At 38.1% G+C, this 21931-nt stretch carries 17 protein-coding genes; 2 read left to right on the forward strand and 15 right to left on the reverse strand.

The features are described 5' to 3' along the window. Positions 1–5: 5 nt before the first annotated feature. From CXF93_RS10940 to CXF93_RS10950, 3 genes are all read right to left on the reverse strand, one after another. Positions 6–299, reverse strand: a complete 294-nt coding sequence (locus CXF93_RS10940) for a hypothetical protein (RefSeq protein WP_101062550.1) — start codon at positions 297–299, stop codon at positions 6–8. A gap of 11 nt (positions 300–310) precedes the next feature. Next, positions 311–829 carry a phage regulatory CII family protein gene (locus tag CXF93_RS10945; RefSeq protein WP_101062551.1) on the reverse strand — a complete coding sequence of 173 codons (519 nt, stop codon included), beginning with the start codon at positions 827–829 and terminating at the stop codon, positions 311–313. Between the two features lie 195 nt (positions 830–1024). Further along, complete coding sequence (locus CXF93_RS10950) at positions 1025–1246, reverse strand: hypothetical protein (protein WP_101062552.1); 222 nt, start codon at positions 1244–1246, stop codon at positions 1025–1027. Between the two features lie 128 nt (positions 1247–1374). On the opposite strand from CXF93_RS10950, the gene CXF93_RS10955 reads away from it, so the two are divergent. Next, a complete protein-coding gene (locus tag CXF93_RS10955) occupies positions 1375–2100 on the forward strand; it encodes a helix-turn-helix transcriptional regulator (protein ID WP_101062553.1) in 726 nt (241 codons plus the stop codon). Positions 2101–2274: 174 nt separating this feature from the next. On the opposite strand, the gene CXF93_RS10960 is transcribed toward CXF93_RS10955, so the two are convergent. The 4 genes from CXF93_RS10960 to CXF93_RS10975 all read right to left on the reverse strand — a co-directional run bounded on the left by CXF93_RS10960 (position 2275) and on the right by CXF93_RS10975 (position 6639). Beyond that, positions 2275–3027: an HNH endonuclease gene (locus CXF93_RS10960; RefSeq protein ID WP_101062554.1), complete on the reverse strand. Its 753-nt coding sequence runs from the start codon at positions 3025–3027 to the stop codon at positions 2275–2277. After that, positions 3024–4382: an AAA family ATPase gene (locus tag CXF93_RS10965; protein WP_101062555.1), complete on the reverse strand. Its 1359-nt coding sequence runs from the start codon at positions 4380–4382 to the stop codon at positions 3024–3026. The genes CXF93_RS10960 and CXF93_RS10965 overlap by 4 nt, the downstream gene beginning before the upstream one ends. A 227-nt stretch (positions 4383–4609) precedes the next feature. Beyond that, a complete protein-coding gene (locus CXF93_RS10970; RefSeq protein ID WP_101062556.1) occupies positions 4610–5398 on the reverse strand; it encodes a hypothetical protein in 789 nt (262 codons plus the stop codon). A gap of 107 nt (positions 5399–5505) precedes the next feature. Continuing rightward, on the reverse strand, positions 5506–6639 hold the full coding sequence (locus CXF93_RS10975) for an alpha/beta hydrolase (RefSeq protein ID WP_101062557.1): 1134 nt from the start codon (positions 6637–6639) through the stop codon (positions 5506–5508). Positions 6640–7153: 514 nt separating this feature from the next. Here CXF93_RS10975 and CXF93_RS10980 point away from each other — a divergent pair. Beyond that, positions 7154–8122: a tyrosine-type recombinase/integrase gene (locus tag CXF93_RS10980; RefSeq protein WP_101062558.1), complete on the forward strand. Its 969-nt coding sequence runs from the start codon at positions 7154–7156 to the stop codon at positions 8120–8122. A gap of 255 nt (positions 8123–8377) precedes the next feature. Here CXF93_RS10980 and rmf read toward each other — a convergent pair whose 3' ends face one another. The 8 genes from rmf to CXF93_RS11020 all read right to left on the reverse strand — a co-directional run bounded on the left by rmf (position 8378) and on the right by CXF93_RS11020 (position 21712). Next, positions 8378–8554 (reverse strand): ribosome modulation factor, encoded by a 177-nt coding sequence (gene rmf / locus CXF93_RS10985; RefSeq protein ID WP_101062559.1) that lies wholly within the window; start codon positions 8552–8554, stop codon positions 8378–8380. A 154-nt stretch (positions 8555–8708) separates the two neighbouring features. Further along, entirely contained in the window at positions 8709–10484 is a 1776-nt protein-coding gene (locus CXF93_RS10990; protein WP_101062560.1) for a DUF3466 family protein, read from the reverse strand. 15 nt (positions 10485–10499) lie between these two features. Next, a complete protein-coding gene (locus CXF93_RS10995) occupies positions 10500–12404 on the reverse strand; it encodes an ABC transporter ATP-binding protein (protein ID WP_101062561.1) in 1905 nt (634 codons plus the stop codon). A gap of 161 nt (positions 12405–12565) precedes the next feature. After that, a complete protein-coding gene (locus CXF93_RS11000; protein WP_101062562.1) occupies positions 12566–12802 on the reverse strand; it encodes a glutaredoxin family protein in 237 nt (78 codons plus the stop codon). Continuing rightward, positions 12802–14934, reverse strand: a complete 2133-nt coding sequence (rlmKL, locus tag CXF93_RS11005; protein ID WP_101062563.1) for a bifunctional 23S rRNA (guanine(2069)-N(7))-methyltransferase RlmK/23S rRNA (guanine(2445)-N(2))-methyltransferase RlmL — start codon at positions 14932–14934, stop codon at positions 12802–12804. The genes CXF93_RS11000 and rlmKL overlap by 1 nt, the downstream gene beginning before the upstream one ends. 165 nt (positions 14935–15099) lie before the next feature. Next, on the reverse strand, positions 15100–15660 hold the full coding sequence (locus tag CXF93_RS11010) for a cell division protein ZapC domain-containing protein (RefSeq protein ID WP_101062564.1): 561 nt from the start codon (positions 15658–15660) through the stop codon (positions 15100–15102). A 100-nt stretch (positions 15661–15760) separates the two neighbouring features. Beyond that, positions 15761–16771, reverse strand: coding sequence for a quinone-dependent dihydroorotate dehydrogenase (pyrD, locus tag CXF93_RS11015; RefSeq protein WP_101062565.1), 1011 nt, complete (start codon positions 16769–16771; stop codon positions 15761–15763). 90 nt (positions 16772–16861) lie between these two features. Then, the gene (locus CXF93_RS11020; protein ID WP_101062566.1) at positions 16862–21712 is read right to left on the reverse strand and encodes an NAD-glutamate dehydrogenase; all 4851 of its coding nucleotides are present in this window, start codon (positions 21710–21712) and stop codon (positions 16862–16864) included. Positions 21713–21931 lie beyond the last annotated feature (219 nt).

Here is a 21931-nt window from a genome sequence, read left to right on the forward strand (position 1 = left end):
TTCCCTTACTTGTTAAATTCGGTTAATGAAAATTGCGATAACGCTGTAAAAACAGGAGCAAATTGTTTGATAGCTAGATGAATTGAAGCTCGTTGAATTTTATTATATTTTTCAAACTGGTCTTCTTTATCCCGTTCCTGAAGACCAGCAGCAAAACAGATAATACGCTTTGGTTCTTCGCCTAATTTGTTATAGATAACGGCAACGCGGTTACGGTTAAACATGGTTCGGACTTGGGTGATGGCTTCAGCAGCTGTCATTTTTACTTTTTGTTCAGGTATAAATTGGACTTGTCCCATGGTTATCTCCTTTACATGCCTGGTATCGGCATTCCATTAATGACTGCATCAGCACACATAGACACGAACGGCCCTGCACCACCGCAGCGGTTTTCAACGTCTGACATAAGAAAGACCAATTCACGGACTGCTGATTGTGCCTTTTTAATAATTGCGTCTTTCTTATGGCGTGTAAGACGGCGGTCTGATTCTGCTTCTAAGATATGGCGACTAATATCACCGGTATGAATTGCTACGCTCATTGCGCTTACGGTTAGTGGCTTGGACTCACCTTGCTTTGGTAGGCGAACGGCGGTTAAACCGACTTCGAGTATCGCACTGTTGATAATGTCGTGATTGTCCGTTGCTTTGGTAATCTTGATTAACTCACTAACGGTTAATTGGTGTGGTTGGTTTGGGTTTAACTTGTTGCGTAGCATCTGGCCACGCATACCACATGTCTTTGCAATTGACTCTACGTTTTCAATATCTGCAAAGCGGATACAGGCCGCGTCAATTACGGTTTGTTTGCTATCATTAATTTCATACATTGAACAAATCTCCCTATTTGCGATGATCAAACTACGCTGACAAAGCAGCGAAGGTTAATATGAATACTACAAAGACAACTTCAGATACGATGATTACTGGGCATATGAATTCGTGTTTGATTTCACACTGACTACACCGTCTTGTGCATTTACCTTTGCTGCTTAATTTTATTCGTTTAAGCATGTTGAATACCTTTAAGCTAACCATGGCTTATCTGAGTTTGATTCCAAACACATAACAGTTAGCTTCGCGATATTGACATGACGAGTAGCACGAGGCTTATGCTGCGTAAACGGTAAGGCTCCGCTGTCCATTTGACTGGTAACAGCACAGACCGTTTGGCCAGTTCTTTCTGCGAACAACTCGACCGCCATGGTAGGTACATCGTTCATTTGAATCACAATTGTTGTCGACATAATTACTTCCTTATGGGATTATTTAGGGTTATACACACTTAGTACGCCTTATCGCTACTTGCTGGTAGCAACAACTCACTTATGAGTAGTTAATGCGATGATAGATCCAAATATGAGTAGCTGTCAACATGAATTATGGAAAGCAAATAAAAACATTAAGAACAAACTTGGGGATCACTCAGAAAAGCTTCTCTGAAATAACAGGTATAGCATTGAGTACATTGACAAAAATAGAAAGTAACCACTCTAATGCTGGGCTACCTGTTATTGACAAAATAATTAGTCTCCCTCAATTTGAAATGTATACACTTTGGTTAATGAAGAATGTTGACGCACCTGAAAATGGACAGTTCACACCAGATGAAAACTCCAATATGGAAACACTCAGCTCAACATCCATAAATAGAAAGCCCACATTGGAGTCCTTGAACGACCAACATATCCAGCTCCCTTTCTACGAAATATCAGCATCTGCGGGTGTTGGTTTATTGGCTGAAGTTGAAGAGCGTCCAAAATCAATTAGCTTTGAACCAAACTGGTTACGTAGTGAAGTTGGTGTATGTCCGAGCAATGTATTTTTGATGTTAGTAGACGGCGACAGCATGCAACCAACATTAAAGAACGGCTCTATGATCATGGTTAATCGTGATGTGGATAATTTATCTGATGGGGTTTATGTCATGCGTCATGACAATAACTTATTAGTGAAGCGACTTCAGATGTTACCAGGCGGCATTATTCGCGTTAAGTCTGATAATACGATGTATGACCCTTGGGAGATCACAAAATCTCAATTGGATGGTGAAGAACTAGCGCTTATTGGGCGTGTTGTTTGGACTGGGCAAAAGATGTGATTTATAAAACAGAATAATTCGATTATTTGAATTAGTCTGTTTTACCTTTGGACACAAAAGCGTTAAAGGCATAATAATAGTTTAGGTAAATATGCGAGATAGAATGATAAGATGCAAGACCAGCTAGCGTCATTAACGTAGCTAAAAAATAATCATGTAACTACTTGAAGTAAATTATATTTTACCTCCCAATTGAAGATTATCATTATTTGGGTGAGGGAATATAGGATTAGCATTGTTATCAAAACAGCCACTCTGTCGTGTCCCACGAATAGAATCTATAAACATATTTTTAATATTAGGGTATCCCTGAAATACTTTCATCCAAATACTAAAATAACCACTAGTCAGCATCCCCTTTACAATAAGGTTATGTATAGCTTGATTCTGAGGCGCGCTTTTTAAATCCTCTAGTGAATTTAAAGCCAAAGCATATACATTTAAACGTTGCGTTCGTCTATCTTTAGCGACTTCAGTCAAATCTGCATAAATAGAATCGTTTAATCCCACTAAATCAATTGTATTCTGCGCGATATCTTTTTGAGCTTGATTCAGTGATGGTCTCGGATTCACAGTACCAGTATGGCTGTACTCGAACGCATAAAATGTATTATCTCTATCAGGAAAATATAGTTCATTAAATTGGATTCTTTTTGAACCTTTTTTAGAGTTACAATTTACACATGCTAGTAAAAAATTACTCCAAGTATTTTTCAACAGTGGTTTCGCATAAAGCCCTTTCTTAGGTTCGATGTGCTCAACTGCAAGGTTCGTATGCATTACTCGTTCACAATAACTGCAATACTGAGCAAGAGGGATTTGCTGGTACTCTCCGATTCCGATTCTATCGAGTAAATAATCGAATGATTCTCGATAATTTGCAAAGCCAGCAACTAAAGGTGTATCCCCCTTGGATACAGGTCTCATAACTCTTCCCCTGTTTTTAAAGCATACTTTCGTTCCAAGAATGCTTGATAGGCGGGGTTATTCGCATATGGTGCAATTAAGCTAGCTAATTGCTCATTGAAGCGTTCATGAAACTCTTCTGGTGATAAGTCCTCATCATCCAAAGTATTTAAAAAGTCATGAGCGATACTTTTCATATCGTTATACAACTGCGATACTTCTGGGCTAGATACTCCCATATTACGAGCAATTTCTTCAATTCCTTTATTGTTATAGTCTAGTAATGGCTCACCATCCATCATTATTAACTCACTACTACTGCGTAAAGATTGGATTAAAAACGTAGAATGAGTAGTACATATAAATTGCATTTTAGGGAATATTTTTCTAAGATCTTCAATAACCCTTCTTTGCCATTTAGGATGTAGGTGAAGATCAAGCTCATCAATTAGAATGACCCCCTTTGTTTCTGAACAAATATTTTCTTTCAAGTGAGGGTTTAAAATGGCAGCTCTTCGAGCTATGTCACAAAATAACCCTAATATTGTTCTTTGTCCGTCACTTAGATGTTCGAAAGGGGTAGAACTACCATCCTCAAAACGTACCATAACTCTCGATTCTTCGAAGTCAAAACCAAATCCTACACAATTTTCCATTGCGGCTTTAGCTGCGAACTCGATTGCAGATTTCATTGGACTCTTAATTTTCTTCTGCAACTCGGCCAATTCTAACTTTAATAACCATTCACCAATTGCTTTGTCATCCGCTCCTGTATGAAAGCAATCTAGATAAGGATCAAATCGTGAAAATTGCTTTTGAGCAGAGCTCTCTACATCAATATTTCCCTTTGAAATCCATAACCTATCACACTCATAAAATGCAATAACTGGTAAATCAAATTGCTTGTCATTCTCAATGAAATGCAGTACATCACGACCAAGAGTGGATAAATTAAGATTATATTCAGTTGGCGAGTATGAGCCATCATATCGACTCTCATATCGAATGCCACCACCTAAATAGGTGGTTGAGTTCCCTTCTTCTCGATAACGAACCCAATTTACCTTTCCGTTAATTAAATTACCAAATCGATTGATAATAGGGAATATCCCTCTCGCGCGAATTGACGTTTTTTTAGTCAAATCGAATCGTCCATCTTTCTCGATTTCGCGAATCTCATTATCCTCGATTGGTCGGAGATTGTTTTCGCTTTTTATATAAGCATGTGCCCAGCCAGCTAAGGAGATGGCTAAAGCTTTCAGAAGAGAGCTTTTACCGCTACCATTAACACCCGCTATTAGATTGAACTCAGGGTTAAACTCGTATGTTTGTTCGGAAAACAGCTTAAAGTTTTCTAATTCAATACTAGTAATCATTGCACACTATTAGAGTAATAAAATTGCTACGACTATACCATAACTTTAACCTTAAAAGAACTCCACCATAACTGATTATTCTAGGTTGGAAATCATGCGATTTGACTCGTTTTTCAAGGCTGAATATGTTCCTAAATAGAGCGTATATGAGCTTAAATGTAATGGGTTAGCCTACTGTGAATAACACCTAAACCAGGTGCGCCGTAGACGTCACCTGAATTTACTTGTTAGACGTTTTTTCTCGTGACTAAAATTCTTAAAATTAGTGAAGACCACTTGATAGAATCATACACAAGCGCTGTAATGACAGGTTTTGAACCATGTACGTCCCCCATAGAGGACCGTAATTTCTGCATGATAAATGCAGCTTGATTTAGAGAACCACTGAAATTATGACTAAACGGCTTTATATCTGATTCTGGCCAATTAATTGCTTGTAGTTCGTTATCTAGACAGTCTTTTGCACCAATCGCTTTTAAAGATTGATTTATTCGCTCTTGGAATGACGCGTTGTGAGGGTTGCCTAAGTTGAATTCACTATAGATTGATAAAGTGACTGAGTCTATAGCCCCGCATGACGCAGACAAAGAACCACTTAAGTCACCATCACGAAGTCTCGTTGCAGATTTTAGTAAGTCCTCATGGGCTTGCTCTGGGATATCTTTTAGCTCTGAAATATCAAAGACATCAACAGGTAATAAACGATTACTCTGGAACTTCCATCCAACCCTTGAGAGAACTCTTTCTAATTCAGATTCTAGATCTGATTTTCGAATAAGCATTTCTTCACAACATATGGAAGCAACCTGACTCACGCGCTCTTCAGAAAATCTACCAACTTGTAAATCAATGGCACTCAATAGTTGCGACTTAGATGCTCCGCCTTGGGATTTTTGTTCAAGGTGAGCTAGTTTAGACATATCAATATCAGCATATCCAACTATTTCTTTAATATTACCAAACGAAAAGTTATTAACTAGCGAAGACCTTATAGGCCCCCAGGGAATCTTTTTCATACTCGAATGTTTCCTGTACTTATAACGCCTCATTAAAGAGACTAAAAATTGTGGACTAAAATAGGCTGGAGCAAAAGAATTAGCTATTTTTAATCCTTTGAAATGATTTATTGAACTGTAATTCCAGCGATTTTAAGGCCTCTATCAAGGTTTTCATACATACCAGATTTTTCCATTATTTTACCAAGACTATATTGTTCTTTTGTAATTACTAAATTTTTCACTGATTTAGGCATTGGTATTAAATACCTATATCCATCACAAAATATCATAGTGAAATCATAGATCCTTAGATTTAGGTAATAGATAGCATAATTGTGCATCATCCCTTTTTTGTTAGGGAAGTCCTTCATCCACCCCTCAGTAAAATCTCGACCTGTACCTCGTTCAGTGAACTCAACAATCCTTAACTTAAAATTAGGAACATAAATAAATTCCGATAAATGATCATCATATTCCCAATCACTTTTAATAGAGTCAAATACAGTTCGTAAAATATATTTTCTACTATCATAATGATTACTATCGTCAAATGTATACAAACAATTCATGATCGTTCTATAGGAAACCTCATTAATTGAACTCATTTTTGAAATTGAAACATGATCTCTTTCGGTACTTTTAGGTATTATGTTTAATGATTGAAGTTCAGAGGATTTCTTTTTTATTACCTTATCTTCAGTACCAAATATCACATAAGACTTAATTTTTGACTCTTTTGAATATTCTATCCACTTGGTTCGAACATCTTCCAAAACCTTGGAACCAAATCGAAGTTGCCACGATGTTTTACTTAAAGGGAACCATCCCAACAAAGATCCCCAAAGCGCTGGAGCTAATAAAATATGCCCGCGGATTTTCTGTTGCCACCGTTTATTTCTATTATAAAGTTCCGGAATCGAGTTTATAATTAAAACAGACCCAAGGCTATGAGATATAAAGTAAACTCTTTCATATCTCTCAATTAAAGTTTCACAAAAAGTTACCAAATTATCAGTTAAGGCTGAAACTTTAGGGCCTCCAGGTTTAAAAGCGCTACTATTGTATGAATAAGCAATCAAGTCCGTATGACGAGAAAAAGCAGTTCCCATTATTAGATTAGGTAAATGACCCCATGTAGCTTCTGCGTCTCCACCCAAACCATGAACAAAAATAATACAGGCATTAGTTTCTGCTTCTTTCCATTTATAACAAATGGCAGAATCTAAAATTATTTTTTCTCTTTCAAAAAGCTCGTACAAAACATCCCCTTAAAAATATAATATTGTGATAGTAGAACGTCTCGGTTTTCAAGATTCACCACAATCAAAGATAGCCATCAATCAACTGAACATAAGATTACATCCCAAATAACTTCCTTACCTGTTTCAGGAAAATCGAGCAGCACTGTAAATTAGATTTTTAGTCTTGTTAGTTATATAAGACCAGTTATGTGACTGAGTATATGGATATTAATTTTCAGCTACAAGATAAACCCACCTACTTGTGGCTAGTGCGTATTGGCAAACAGCTAAAATACAAATGGTATTTTATAAAACGATACCATTACAACACTTTAATTAAACATAAATATTGCCCGCCCAGGTCGCGTATAAACGACTCAAATAACCATTAACTTTTACTTCTCCATACTTGAGAATATACACTTTTTAGACAGAGTATCAGCCGACGATAAACAAACATTGAACATTCACTTTTTCAACTTTATGATACATCCGTTCACTGTATAAAAAACCAGTTAAATTGGGAGCTACTATGTCTATAAAATCCATTACCAACGGCTATGAAGTTGATTGCCGTCCACAAGGTCGAAACGGTAAGCGCTACAGAAAGAAGTTTACGACCAAAGGTGAAGCGCAAAAATACGAGCGTTGGCTGTTATCAACTCAAAATCAAAAGGATTGGGTTGAGAAAACCGCTGATAAACGCCCTCTCATCGACTTAATCCATCTTTGGTACCATTATCATGGTCAACAGTTAAAGACTGGTCCTAGAGAGCTTAAACACTTAATCACGATTAACGCTGATTTAGGCAACCTTAAAGCTGACCAGCTAACACGACAACGTTTCATGCAATATCGAGCAGATAAAATGGCAGGAGGTATGAAGCCCGCATCAATCAACCGTAATCAAACACGGTTGAGTAGTGTTTTCACGGCATTGATTAAAGCCGAAGAATTCCATAATGAACATCCCTTCAAAGGCATGGGGCCATTAAAGGTACGAGCACCAGAAATGGGGCTCTTAACTAAAGCTGAGATAAAGCAATTATTGGCGAGTTTGAGTGGTGACGAATTGCATATTGCTAAGTTATGTTTATCCACCGGTGCGCGTTGGAGTGAATCAGCAGAATTGAAAAGTAGTGATATTGTGCACGGACGAGTGATATTTGGTGATACTAAGAATGGTAGAAACAGAACAGTTCCAATCACTGATGAACTTTTAAATGAGATTTCGCATGGAAAAAGTGGCCGACTATTTAATGGGTCATATACCCTATTCCTTGCCATACTTAAACAACAACAATTTGATATACCTAAAGGTCAAGCTTCGCATGTTTTACGACACTCGTTTGCGAGTCACTTTATGATGAACGGTGGCAATATATTAACGTTACAGAAGATTTTGGGTCACTCCACAATAATGCAAACAATGACCTATTCACACCTTGCACCGGACTATTTAAATGAGGCGATGAAGTACAATCCAGTGTCCACATTGTGACCAAATTAGTACTATTCAGTGCCATTTACTGCTACTCATTAAACGCACAGAACCCCGTAAACAGGGGCGAGGCCTGTTGTGACGGGGTTCTATTAGCCCCATTATTTGGGGCTTTTTTACAACATTAAGTTACTGAAATTAAACAATTTAAAATTAGGAGTGGCCACTTATAGACCACACCTAATAAAAAAATACAGCTAATCACACTTTAGTATACAAGTCCTATTTTTAGGGCTTTGTTGTATTCGTCAATAACTATTTGATGAAGAGTCCTGTTCCTCGGCTCTCTTGTGCTTCACGCCACCCACCTAACCATTGTCCTCGCGAATCTGCGCTTTGAAATGGACAAACTTCATTCGAGCGACCTGCTGTGCCAGCCTGATAGCCTTTCGAATATGCTCTTTCCAAACGATCTCGTTTCTGTCTCTTCATTCTAGATTCCTCAAAAAATGTATAACTTAAAGCTGAGACTTTCCAAGCCTCAGTTAAGTAATAGTTTAAGATATTCGACAAATCAAATAAAAAAGGCACAGTAATTAAATTACTGTGCCTTTAAGAGACAAAATTGCTGTTTAACGCTTAATGATTAACGTTTGAAACGGCGGAATAAAAGCATCATAGTTGGTAGTAATACAAACCAACCCATGCCTCCCCCACTTCGTTCGTAGTCTTCATTCGCTTTAATTGGGCATTGCGATGAATTATCAAAAGCATCCAATTCGGCTTTAGTGACAGTCATTGATAATACAACTGGAGTTGAACCAACTCTGTTCTTATAGTTTTCAACGTTTTTATAATCAAAACCATTAGCGACGATAGTGTACGAGTCACTATTATTATTGTCAGTAATGCTGATTGCGTTAGTAAAACGATACTTAACTTCACTATCCTCGATATCGTTACAATATAAATCATCTAAATAAGCAGATTTTTTATTCTTATAATCATAGATGAATGCACTTTGGAAACGTGCTGAGCCTTCTGCTGTTGGGCTTGTTTGTCCTCTAGCATCACGCCAACCAATAACTAAACCATCATTATTAATTTTACTAACTTGTGAGTTAGCACCTTTAATAGGATTAGCTTGAAATGGGTAACGCGTCTCACCAGTTTTTACATCATAAGTATAAAACTCAGTTGCATAACTTCTGTTTTGTGGTTGGTTATACGTACGGTTGCCGACAACGATAAAGGCTTGCTCTGGCGTGTCGACATTTGTAACTAACTTTGTGAACACTCCAGCGTTATAGGTATTATCAGTAATATCAATTGCAACGGTATCACGAATAATATCGTTATAATCACTACCAGTATCAGTCTTAGGCTTCAATATTTCAGACATACTATAAGACAGTGTTGGTGTTGCTACATCACCAGTAACTTTAGGCACAAATATAGTCGCACGAGCACGACCACCACTATCACCACTGAAAATATTTTGAGTTGAAAATCCTACAGCAAAACCAGATGTGTTTATCGCATAAGCATTAGCAATGTAAGTAGCATCACTTTCACTGCCAGATAAACCATTGATCCACTTAGTCGTAAATATTTTAGCTGTGACAGTATCATCAGCGGTCCAATAAGAAGCTTGTAAATTAAAGCCAGGGCAATAATACAAATCGTCATAGTCAAAACGATCATCATCAGGTCCTGCATTAAAACATGCATTAAAACGACCAGAAGACCCATTAGCATTAGGCCAGTCGACACTTGATTGACCAACAATTAACTTTTTATTAAATTCAACGCCAGCTAAAGATACATCTGTAGATTCAACTAAGACTTGAGTTGCATCATGCGCAGAGCTAAAACCACCGTTATCTTTGAATAAAGGGGTTAATGAATCATCGCCATAAAAACCACGTCGAACAAACTGAGCGTTAGTAGTTCCATAACCAACTGGAACATCAGCATCCATGGCGGTTATTTTACGTGATTGAGTTAACTCTACAGGGTCAGCTGCAGCGGCATTAATAATAGACGTTGTACTATCCGATACATAACTGCCGCCATACGTATTTAGAATATTACGACGCCAAATATAAAGGCCATCACTACCATCTGTCTTTGAGCCATCCCAAAACATTTCACAAACATCAGAGTCATATACACAATATTCGTTATATGTCCAAGGTGCACCTATATCATAGGTAAATGACTGTGCATAAGTATTCGTATAAGTCGCTACGTTTGTAGTAGCGACTGCTGCACTAGATGTATCCATAGCTGATACAAATGGTCCAAACCTACTGCTGTCTTCTAGAACTGCAATAGGCGGATCACTAATGTCAACCGCCATTGCATTCGAGCAGAATAAGAGACTAATAATCCCTGCTAATTTAGTCTTTTTTAAAAGCATTATGTTTAAATTTCCTTAGCCTTTCATTTCTTCAAGCTCTTCCCAACGAGCGAAAGCGATCTCAAGTTCTTGCTCTTTACTCGCAAGTTTTTCAAGCATTGCTTTCGATTCATCAGCTGGCTTATTGAAGAATTCAGGTTGATTGATTTCAGCTTGCATTGTTTCAACTAATGCTTCTAGTTGCTCCATTTTTGCAGGCAGTTTTTCGAGTTCAACTTGTATGTTATACGGCAGTTTTTTTGTCTTAACTGCTTTAGCTGGTTTCTCTTTTTTTACTGATTTTTCAACGACAGCAGCTTTTGGTGTTGCTGACATAGATATTGTATTTGCTTGTTGATTCTTAGCATCATGGTAACCACCAACAAAGTTAGTGATGTTACCTTCGCCATCAAACATCCAGCAACTTTCTACTGTGTTATCGATAAAGTTACGATCATGGCTTACTAATAATAATGTACCCTGATAATTGGCAAGTAATTCTTCTAAAAGTTCCAATGTTTCGATATCTAAATCATTGGTTGGTTCATCCATAATCAAAAGATTAGATGGTTTTAGGAATAATTTAGCTAATAATAGACGATTACGTTCACCACCAGACAATACTTTTACCGGTGTACGAGCACGTTGTGGGTGGAATAAGAAGTCTTGTAAGTAACCAAGTGCATGACGCGGTTTACCATTAACAACTACTTCTTGTTTACCGTCAGCCAGATTGTCGATTACTGTTTTTTCAAGATCGAGCTCTGTACGATGTTGATCGAAGTAAGATACTTCTAATTTAGTACCACATTTGATGATACCAGCTTGTGGTTGTAACTCTTCAAGCAATAACTTGATTAATGTACTCTTACCACAACCGTTTGGACCAACGAATGCAATTTTATCGCCACGCATGATGTTAAAGGTAAAGTCTTTAACAATTTGCTTGTTCTCGAAACCGTAAGATACGTCTTCGCCTTCAAAGATACGTTTACCTGAACGTGATGTTTCATCAACGCTAATTTTTGCTTTACCTTGTACGTTCAAACGATCACTACGTTCGTTACGCATTTCTTTCAGTGCTTTAACGCGACCTTCGTTACGTGTACGACGGGCTTTAACACCTTGACGGATCCACACTTCTTCTTGTGCTAAACGCTTATCAAATAATGCGTTTTGTTCGTCTTCAACACGTAGTGCTTCTTCTTTACCAACGATGTATTCATCGTAGTTACCAGGGAAAGACATTAAGTTACCGCGGTCGATATCAATAATACGTGTTGCCATAGAACGAATGAAACTTCTATCATGGCTTACGAAGATAATAGTACCGGCGAAATCTTTTAAGAACTCTTCTAACCACAAGATAGATTCAATATCCAAGTGGTTGGTTGGTTCATCAAGTAATAAAATATCAGGCTTGCTTGCTAGTGCACGTGCTAATGCTGCACGGCGTAACCAACCGCCCGACAAATCATCAAGCATCATATCAGCGTCTAAATCTAAACGTGTCAGTACTTGTTCAATATTTTGCTCAAACTCCCAACCGTTACGGTTATCAAGTTCTTCTTGTAAACGCATCAATTTATTTAATGCTTTTTCGCTGTAATCTTCACCCACAAGGATCGCTTGGTGATGGTAGTCTTTTAGCACTTGGCCGATGTCAGCTAGACCACCCGCAACAAAATCAAAAATGGTCACGCCACTTACTTTTGGTGGATCTTGCTCTAAACGAGAAACAACTGCATCTTGTTCTACTCTAAGAACACCATCGTCAAGTTGAATTTCACCACCAATAACTTTCATCATTGTCGATTTGCCTGCACCATTACGACCGACAAGACATACGCGTTCTTTGCGTTCAAATACAGCATCAGCATGATTTAATAACGGCAGGTCGCCAAAGGCAAGACAAGCATTTTGTAACGTGATAACAGCCACGGTAATTCCTTAATAAAATAATGTATTGTTGCTTCGCTAAAAATTCATATACGAAGAAACAAGCAGTTAGTGAGATTCTAACATAAAGTTGTAAAATAGAAAAAATCCGAGCCTTAACAATCACGTTGTAATTGCCAATAACCCGGATTTAATCAAATAAATCAGTATTTTTTGATAAAGTCGGCTAATTCTGCAGCATCAAATGGCCAACCGATGTCCTTACCAGTGTCGTTGTTCTTGATCACCGGAATACGAATGCCATAACGTGCAACATCCGCTTCATCGTGAATAATTTCAACTTGTGTCATTGCGGTTACTAAGTCTTGAGCAATAATAAGTGCCCAAGCTTGTTCACACAAATGACAACCTTCTGTTGTGTAGAATGCAAACTTAGTCATTAGTCTGCTCGTTTTACAAGCCAGCAGTTATTGATGTTCTTGTTACGAGCGAAATCTTTAGAACGATTTTGTTCTGTGATATTTGTCGCTTTCAAGCCTAGTTTATCTAACGCTTCAGTATCTAATTTAAAGTTACGTTTGTTATTAGAGAAAACAATTTCACCACGAGCAGAAAGAATATTTTCTAACCAAGTGAATAGTTGGATATGATCACGTTCAACATCAAAGCTATCTTCCATACGCTTTGAGTTCGAGAATGTTGGTGGATCAATAAAGATAAGGTCAAACTTGTCTTCACAACGTGCTAACCAAGCTAAACAATCTGCTTGCACAACTTCGTGCTTACGCATACTAATATTGTTTAATTCAAAGTTACGTTTAGCCCAATCAAGGTAAGTATTAGACATATCTACCGTTACAGATGATTCAGCGCCACCTAAGATAGCATGCACACTTGCACTACCTGTATATGAGAACAAGTTTAAGAAACGCTTACCGGCGCTCATTTCACCCAGCATACGACGGGTTAAACGGTGATCGATAAATAGACCCGTGTCTAAATAGTCTTTCATGTTTACTTCAAATTGAGCGCCGTATTCACTTACAGTAAATACCGACTTAACTTGTTGTAGTTTTTCGTATTGATTACTACCTTTCTGCTTTTGACGTACTTTCAATACTAACTTGTTAGGATCGATTCCGGTTACATCTAGCGTAACAGCAACAATATCCATGATACGTTGTTTGGCTTTTTGCTCAGGTACATCTTTTGGTGCTTGGTATTCTTGCACTACGATCCAATCGTCATACAAATCGATTGCAGCATTGTAGTTAGGTAAATCAGCGTCATATAAACGGTAGCAGTTAACGTTCTCTTTTTTAGCCCATTTTGATAACAGTTTGATGTTTTTCTTCAGGCGATTACGGAATTCTTCCGCAAAGCCTGGAGTCATCTGTGTTTCAATATGTGCTTTAACTTGGCGTGCAACTGATGAGATCTGGTAAAGTTTAAGGAAACATTCAAGTCCACCATTAAACAATTTATATTGCTTGTTAGCACGCATGCCTAAGCGAGAAAGTAAATCAGGGTTTGATGAGAAGAACGCAACATTCCAGCCAGAGAACTCACTCTTTAATCGTTCACCTAATACTTGGTGTAATACGATCAATTCAGGTTGTTCACCCATACGCTCACCATATGGAGGGTTACAAATTAATGTACCTTCACTGGTGAAATCGTTAACGAGGTTTTTAGCATCACCGGTTTCTAATTCAATAATATGCTCTAGACCAGCTGCGCGCACGTTGGCTTTAGCTTGGTCAAGTACACGCCAGCTTTTATCAAAGCCGTATACTTTAAGATCCGTATTCGCGATATTTTTACGCGCTTGATATTTAGCTTGTGCAACTAACTCTTCCCAACCTGATTGATCATAATCATTCAGTTGTTGGAAGCAGTAACGTGAACGTAAGATACCAGCAGGTACTTTAAGTGCCATTAATGCCGCTTCGATAAGTAAGGTTGCAGAACCACACATAGGATCAACTAATAGACCATCAGTATAACCACTACGTTTGATGATTGCGGCTGCTAAGTTTTCTTTCAATGGTGCAGCGCCCGTACCTTGACGGTAACCACGTTGATGCAAGCCATTGCCACACAAATCAAGAGACAGTGTCGCGTCTTCACGGCGGATGTGTAGATGAATGCGTACATCCGGATCGTTTTTAGCTACGTTTGGACGGTCGCCCATCGATTTGCTAAAGCGGTCAACAATACCATCTTTTACTTTCAGCGCGCCAAATTGAGTATCACGGATGCTGTCGTTAGTACCAGAACAAGAAACTGCAAAGGTCTTATCAATATCAAAGATTTTATCCCAATGCATGCCAGTTACCGCAAGGTAAAGGTCTAATACATCGAAAATTTTAAATGTTTTTAATTGCAAGGTCACTCGAGATGCTAAGCGGCTCCACAAACAAATTTTATACGCTGTTAATTGAGTAGATTTAAATGCGACACCAGCCATTGTTTCACGGCAGTCTTGTGCGCCAAGTTCAATTAGTTCTTCTTTAAGTAGAAGTTCTAAACCCTTAGGAGAAGAAGCAAAATAAGTGTTGAGTGTAGTCAATTTGAAAGCCTATATTATTTCGAGATACTTCCTAATAAAAAAGAAAGTAAGCAATGTGATTATTAGTGGGGGCGAACTATACCACGCGGCATTATAGTCGCATAGTCATGTTGAGGAAATTATTAGATAAACGGAGAATTATTGAAAGATTATTGAGGGATTAAGCTATGCCATGATCTGAACGTAGGAAAATGAATCATCTGTTAGTACTTTTGATACAGTCTTTTGCAGCTGCACGCGGTCGTTCATTACGCGGATAACATCAAATTTGGCTAGTGCTTTAGAATCAGAAAGTTGTACCGCGTCTTCTAACAACATACACATGGACACACGTTCATCAGCTTCAAGGATCACAAATTGCACATTATCGCCTTTTAAAGACAAGGTAATAATGTCGCCAGTACTAAAGGCAACTGCAGAATTATGATAATCAAAAAACCAACTTTGCGGCATTTTTACTTTTTGAAAACGTAAATTTGTCACTGCATTTAATGCTATTTGCACTTTTTCAGGCACACTAAAAGCTAAATCTTTAAGCGTTTCTAAGAAATAGTAATAATAGCTTGAATCTTCTGCACAAAAGTTAACACGGCCTTTGCACAGATTATTCATATTCCGTTTGTTTAGATGACAAGACATTGCAAGTCCATCGGATAATTGAATCACGATGCTTTGACTTGCGCAGTCATATTGCCAATACCACTTATTGCTTGGTTCTAGTAACATCCTGATACCAGTAATGTAATTAACTATCCGCTAGTTTAACTACACCCCATCCATATGTAAATACCCTTATCAGAAATATAGACTAAAACCAAGGGTAAAGTTACAAACTTTTTACAATATTTTTAACTAATTTAGGACCTTTGTAGATAAATCCACTGTACACCTGTACTAATTCTGCACCTGCAACAAATTTTTCTTTTGCCGACACAACAGAATCGATACCGCCTACCCCGATAATAGGTAATTGGCCATCAAGCAATACCGCAAGTTTACGCACAATTTCTGTACTTGCATGTTGAACGGGACGACCACTTAGGCCACCGGCTTCACACGCATGCGGCATATCATGAACTAATGTTCTATCTAACGTTGTGTTAGTCGCAATAACACCATCCATTTTATACTTAACTAATGACTCAGCAACTTGCGCTAACTCATCATCGGTTAAATCAGGGGCAATTTTAACGGCTAACGGTACATATTTTTCATGTATTTTTGTCAATTCAGATTGGCGATCTTTAAGACAGCTTAATAAACTATCTAATGCTTCACCATACTGCAGCGTACGTAACCCCGGCGTATTGGGCGACGAAATATTAATAGCAATATAAGAAGCGTGTTGGTAAACCTTGTCCATACAAATAAGGTAATCGTCGTTACCCTTTTCGATAGGTGTATCTTTGTTTTTACCAATGTTGATACCTAAAATACCTTTGTATTTAGCATTCTTAACATTCTCAACAAGCGCGTCTACACCTTCGTTATTAAAACCCATACGGTTAATAATCGCTTCCGCTTCTGTGATACGGAATATGCGTGGTTTTTCATTACCCGCTTGTGGACGCGGAGTCACAGTACCGACTTCAATAAAACCGAAACCCATTGCCGCAAATGCGTCAATACATTCACCATTTTTATCAAGGCCAGCAGCTAAGCCAACAGGGTTATCAAACGTCAGTCCCATTACAGTGACTGGTTTACTTGGTAATTTCTGCGAATATAAGCAACTTAAAGGAGTAGAACCCGTTAATTTTAGCCCTTTGATTGTCATTTCATGCACTACTTCTGGATCTTGCATAAAGAAAAATTCACGTGCAATACGATATAACATTTTCTATTCCTCATAAAAAAGCACTGTATCAACAGTGCTTCATAATTAAATCATTTTAATTGAGTGCCTACGCAAACATTAACTTACTCATTAGCTGGCATTACGGCAGCTTAAGTGAAGTAAATTCAATTCTCGTAATGCTACTGAGAATTTAGCAAACTCATGCGAAGAGCTCATATTAAAATCAGCCAACATTTGCAGCCAACGAACAACAAGCGCGTCGTTGTCTGATAACCATTCGTCAATGATTATATCGCACTTACCTGTTGATGAACAAGTAGATAACACCACTGATGTTAAGCTACGTTGTTGTAGCGCAAGTTCTTCACGAAATGCAGCTCTTGCAAGTGCTTGCCAATGGTTAGCAACAGGTTGCAAGTTAATTTGATGCATAAAGTCATGCAACTGTAGTTTGTTCCCTAACGAGAAGAACACAGATTGTACTAACGACATTGGTACTTGATGCTGTTTACACACGTCTGCAATGTCGAATACCGAGAACAAGGTATTCTGATGAACAATCTCACCGGCGATATCTGCAGGTACTAATTTTTCAATCAATGCATTAATACGTTTGCTTTGTTTTTCTTTATCCGCATCAACAAGTACTTGTTCGGTATTTTCTTTCATACCGTTATAGATAGGTTTATAGAAAGCAATCGTATCAGAAATACTCATGTTGCGGTCACGATAACGCACTAACCAACATGAAGCACGACGAATATAGCGGCGACTTTCAAATAACATATCAAGCTGTGTTGCAGAATCAACCTTGTTATCTAACCCTGTCACGATATCCCACATGTTTTCCATACCAATAACATGCTTAGCAATAACAAAACATTTGGCAATCTCAACAATAGTCGAACCCGTTTCATCTTGCATACGGCCAACAAAATTCAGCCCCATGTCATTAATGATTTCATTGGCAAGTTGGGTGGCAATGATTTCATTTCTTAATGGGTGATCTTGCATCTGTGCTTTGTACTTATCTTGCAACAACTGCGGGAAAGCAGTGATAAGCAATTCCGACAAGAATTCATCTTTAAATACTTCAGGACAATTAAGCTGTTCTTTCAACTGCATTTTTGCGTATGCCAGTAACACCGCCAACTCAGGGCGTGTTAACCCTTCATTTTTAGCTAGACGGTCAGCTAGTTCATCTTCACTTGGTAGGAACTCAAGCTGACGATTTAGTTTACCGCTACGCTCAAGCATTTGTATGAAACGAATTTGTTCTTTTAACTGTTCTGCTGCGCGAGTTTGAGTAACAGAAACAGACAGCGTTTGCTTGTACGCGTTATTCAATACAATTTCAGATACTTCATCTGTCATTGAGTACAATAACTCGTTACGTTGCTTACGTGTCAAGTCACCGCTACTAACAATACTATTCAGTAGGATCTTAATATTAACTTCATTATCAGAGCAATCTACACCACCCACGTTATCAATGAAGTCACTGTTAATACGACCGCCATTCCTCCCGTATTCAATACGACCCAGCTGTGTACAACCTAAGTTACCACCTTCACCAACAATCTTAACGTTAAGTTCACTACCGTTAATGCGCACGTGATCATTGGCACGATCACCAACATCATTGTTCGTTTCTGTTGCCGCTTTAACATAAGTACCGATACCGCCATTCCACAGTAAGTCGGCTTGTGAGGTTAAGATCGCCTTAATTAAATCTGTCGGGGTCATTAGTGATACTTTCGTACCCAACATTTTCTTAATTTCAGGCGTTAGCGTGATCGCTTTTGCTGAACGTAGGAAGATGCCACTGCCTTTAGACATAATAGAACGATCATAATCAGACCAGCTTGAACGCGGTAGCTTAAATAAGCGGTCACGTTCAGCATAGCTTGTTGCACAGTCCGGATTTGGATCGATGAAGATATGCATGTGGTTAAAGGCGGCAATTAACTTAGTGCTTTTTGATAACAGCATGCCGTTACCAAATACATCACCAGCCATGTCACCAACAGCAATACAAGTAAACTCTTCTTCTTGACAGTTAATGCCCATTTCACGGAAGTGACGCTTAACAGATTCCCACGCACCTTTTGCAGTAATACCCATTTTCTTATGGTCATAACCCACGGAACCACCTGATGCAAATGCATCACCTAGCCAGAAGTTGTATTCATCACTGATCTCATTAGCGATATCAGAGAAAGTCGCAGTACCTTTATCCGCAGCTACAACCAAATACGAATCGGCTTCATCATAGAAACGTACATTTTTTGGATGAACCAGTTCACCATCAACAATATTATCGGTGATATCAAGTAAACCACGGATGAACGTGCGGTAACATTCTTTACCAATATTGAATGCTTCATCACGGCTGTGATTAGGTTGAATTTGTTTACAAACAAAGCCACCTTTCGCGCCAACTGGGACAATTACGGTATTTTTAACTTGCTGTGCTTTTACTAGGCCAAGTACTTCAGTACGGAAATCTTCACGACGATCCGACCAACGTAAACCACCACGTGCAACTTTACCACCACGTAAATGTACACCTTCAACTTGCGGTGAATACACAAACACTTCAAATTTTGGCAGAGGCAATGGCATGTCAGGGATCAGTGATGACTCAAACTTAAATGAGATATAAGCTTTACTTTTATCTGCTGTTTTTAATCTTGAATCAACTTGGTAGAAGTTAGTACGCGATGTTGCCGTGATAAGGTCAATAAAACGACGAATAATACGGTCATCATCCAAGTTATTCACTTGCTCTAACTTAGTTTCAAAATTAGCAATGATGTCTAGGCTATCAATTTCACCTTGATCAATTGCAAATTTTTGATGGAAGTAGCAATACAAGCTATTTGCCAATTCGGGTAATGACGCTAATGTATTCTCGATATATGCTTGGCTAAAGTTGTTACCAATTTGGCGCATGTATTTAGCGTACGATCTCAATACCGAAATTTGGCGACCTGATAAATTAGTTTTAAGTACTAGTTTATTAAACCCATCATTCTCTAAACGATTTTCCCATACTTGATGGAACGTTGACATAAAGTCCGCGCTACGCTCAGTGGTATCAAGTAGATTATCACCGGTATAAAGCATGGTGAAATCGAGTACCCAATATACCGTTCCGTCTGCTGTTTTAACTTTAAACGGGGTTTCGCCAAGTACTTTTAAGCCCATATTTTCTAACATAGGAAGTACATCGGACAAATGAATCGGTTGATCTTTATGGAATAATTTTAGGCGTACGTGATTAGAGTCATGCTGCTCTTCTTGCGCCCGGTAGAAAATCATTTCAAGTTTATGTTCAGTCGACAGTGTTTCTAATTTAATGATATCTGCTACTGCAGAGTTAGGTAACACATACTCTTTATATGACTGAGGGAAAGCATGAATGTATTTCTCGGATAGAGAACGACCTTTTTCTTCACCATAATGACTAACGATTGCTGTTTTAAGCTTATCATTCCACGATTTAGCGGCTTCAGTTAGGTTCTGCTCAATCTCAGCTAGATTTACTTTAACTTCTTTTTCATTCTGATCAACGTGCACAAGATATTGTGTTCTAGCCATATTACCTTCAGAGAAATAGGTATTAAATTCAACTTCTTTATCACTGCCTAAGTGGTCTGCCAATACTTGTTGTGTTTTTTCACGTAATTGCGTGTTGTAACGCTCTTTAGTTACGTAGACCATACAAGAATAATAACGACCGAATAGGTCTTTACGCACAAACAGTTTAATCTGGTCGCGGTCTTGCATGTGTAGGACACCCAAGGCGCAATGCAAAATATCTGCTTCGCTAGATTGGATCAACTCATCTCGAGGATAGGTTTCTAATATATTTAACAATGCTTTATATGAATGATTTACAGGGTTGTAACCAGACGCGTCTAGCACGCGCTTTATTTTATCGCTGATTAGCGGGATATCAATGGCGCTGCTATTATAAATTGCTGACGCGTATAAACCAATAAAACGCTCTTCACCAATAACATTGTTATTTTCGTCAAATAATTTAATACCAACGTAATCGATATTTGCAGGTCTGTGTACGCGAGATTTAGCATCACTCTTGGTTAAAATTAGGGTGTTTTGTGATAATACTTCACGTTTGGCGTCTGCTGATAAATTAGATAAGCCATAACCTTTGTTATTGACCGAATTTTTCATGATACCTAAGCTTGAATCACAATCAGGCGTGATCACATAATCACCCTTTACCGGTTCAATATCGTAATGACGGTAACCGAGCAAGGTGAAGTTGTGATCAGCTAACCATGTTAAGAACTTAAGTGTATCAGCATAGTCGATACCTTTTTTCTTTGGCTTTGCAGATAATTGTTCAATAACAGCAAGTAACTTATCATGCATTGGCGACCAATCATTAACAGCCAACGCAATCTCATTTAATACAGAAGCTAATTCAGCACTAATAGCATCTAATTTGCTGTTTTCTGTTTGACGATCGATTTCAATTAAAAATACGGTTTCAGAGGTAAAATTCTTGGCATTTTTAGGATTTGTTAGAATTTTGTTTACACGGCCATTATCATCTCGTTTCAAAGCAATTGGCTGATGTAACATCAAATGTGAGATCACGCCAAGTCGAGATAATGCCATCATTACAGATTCAGTCAGAAAAGGTGAATCCGGTACAATTATTTCAACAATCGTATGTGTTGATTGCCAACCATTAAGGCTAATTTCTGGATTATAAACACAAATATCCGGGCCGCTATTATTACTGCTATTTAGTCGGTTCCACAAACTAATTGCCGCACAATACAGATCACTATCACTACGCGAAGAGAGATCTTCCTGCCTCATTCCAGCATATAATGCAGTTACAAACTGCTCGACTAATGTATTGCTTTTCGCATCTACTTTGGTCTTTACAAGGCTGATTACGTTTTCCAGTAACACAGGAATAGGCGTTTTATTCAACATACTAGCAATCCTTTAAATCTTGGTTTATTAAGTCTAGCTAAAAAAGTAACTTATGACGGTAATTCAGCGGGCATTCTAACATTAATAATTGTAATAAAAATGCTACAAAGGCAACAAGATAGAAAGATAAATGGAAGTTTTTAAGAATAAAACATTGAGAAATTACTAAAGGTGGGTATATGACGCCAAAATCGGTCGATATACCCATTTTTTATAAAA

This window comes from Moritella sp. Urea-trap-13, assembly GCF_002836355.1.
Lineage (GTDB): Bacteria > Pseudomonadota > Gammaproteobacteria > Enterobacterales > Moritellaceae > Moritella.

Coding starts and splice junctions, on each gene's coding strand:
- CXF93_RS10945 (WP_101062551.1), bottom strand. CDS start 829: ATGTATGAAATTAATGATAGCAAACAAACCGTAATTGACGCGGCCTGT.
- CXF93_RS10940 (WP_101062550.1), bottom strand. CDS start 299: ATGGGACAAGTCCAATTTATACCTGAACAAAAAGTAAAAATGACAGCT.
- CXF93_RS10955 (WP_101062553.1), top strand. CDS start 1,375: ATGAATTATGGAAAGCAAATAAAAACATTAAGAACAAACTTGGGGATC.
- CXF93_RS11010 (WP_101062564.1), bottom strand. CDS start 15,660: ATGTTACTAGAACCAAGCAATAAGTGGTATTGGCAATATGACTGCGCA.
- CXF93_RS10960 (WP_101062554.1), bottom strand. CDS start 3,027: ATGAGACCTGTATCCAAGGGGGATACACCTTTAGTTGCTGGCTTTGCA.
- rmf (WP_101062559.1), bottom strand. CDS start 8,554: ATGAAGAGACAGAAACGAGATCGTTTGGAAAGAGCATATTCGAAAGGC.
- CXF93_RS11020 (WP_101062566.1), bottom strand. CDS start 21,712: ATGTTGAATAAAACGCCTATTCCTGTGTTACTGGAAAACGTAATCAGC.
- CXF93_RS10980 (WP_101062558.1), top strand. CDS start 7,154: ATGTCTATAAAATCCATTACCAACGGCTATGAAGTTGATTGCCGTCCA.
- CXF93_RS10950 (WP_101062552.1), bottom strand. CDS start 1,246: ATGTCGACAACAATTGTGATTCAAATGAACGATGTACCTACCATGGCG.
- CXF93_RS10965 (WP_101062555.1), bottom strand. CDS start 4,382: ATGATTACTAGTATTGAATTAGAAAACTTTAAGCTGTTTTCCGAACAA.
- CXF93_RS11000 (WP_101062562.1), bottom strand. CDS start 12,802: ATGACTAAGTTTGCATTCTACACAACAGAAGGTTGTCATTTGTGTGAA.
- CXF93_RS10970 (WP_101062556.1), bottom strand. CDS start 5,398: ATGAAAAAGATTCCCTGGGGGCCTATAAGGTCTTCGCTAGTTAATAAC.
- pyrD (WP_101062565.1), bottom strand. CDS start 16,771: ATGTTATATCGTATTGCACGTGAATTTTTCTTTATGCAAGATCCAGAA.
- CXF93_RS10990 (WP_101062560.1), bottom strand. CDS start 10,484: ATGCTTTTAAAAAAGACTAAATTAGCAGGGATTATTAGTCTCTTATTC.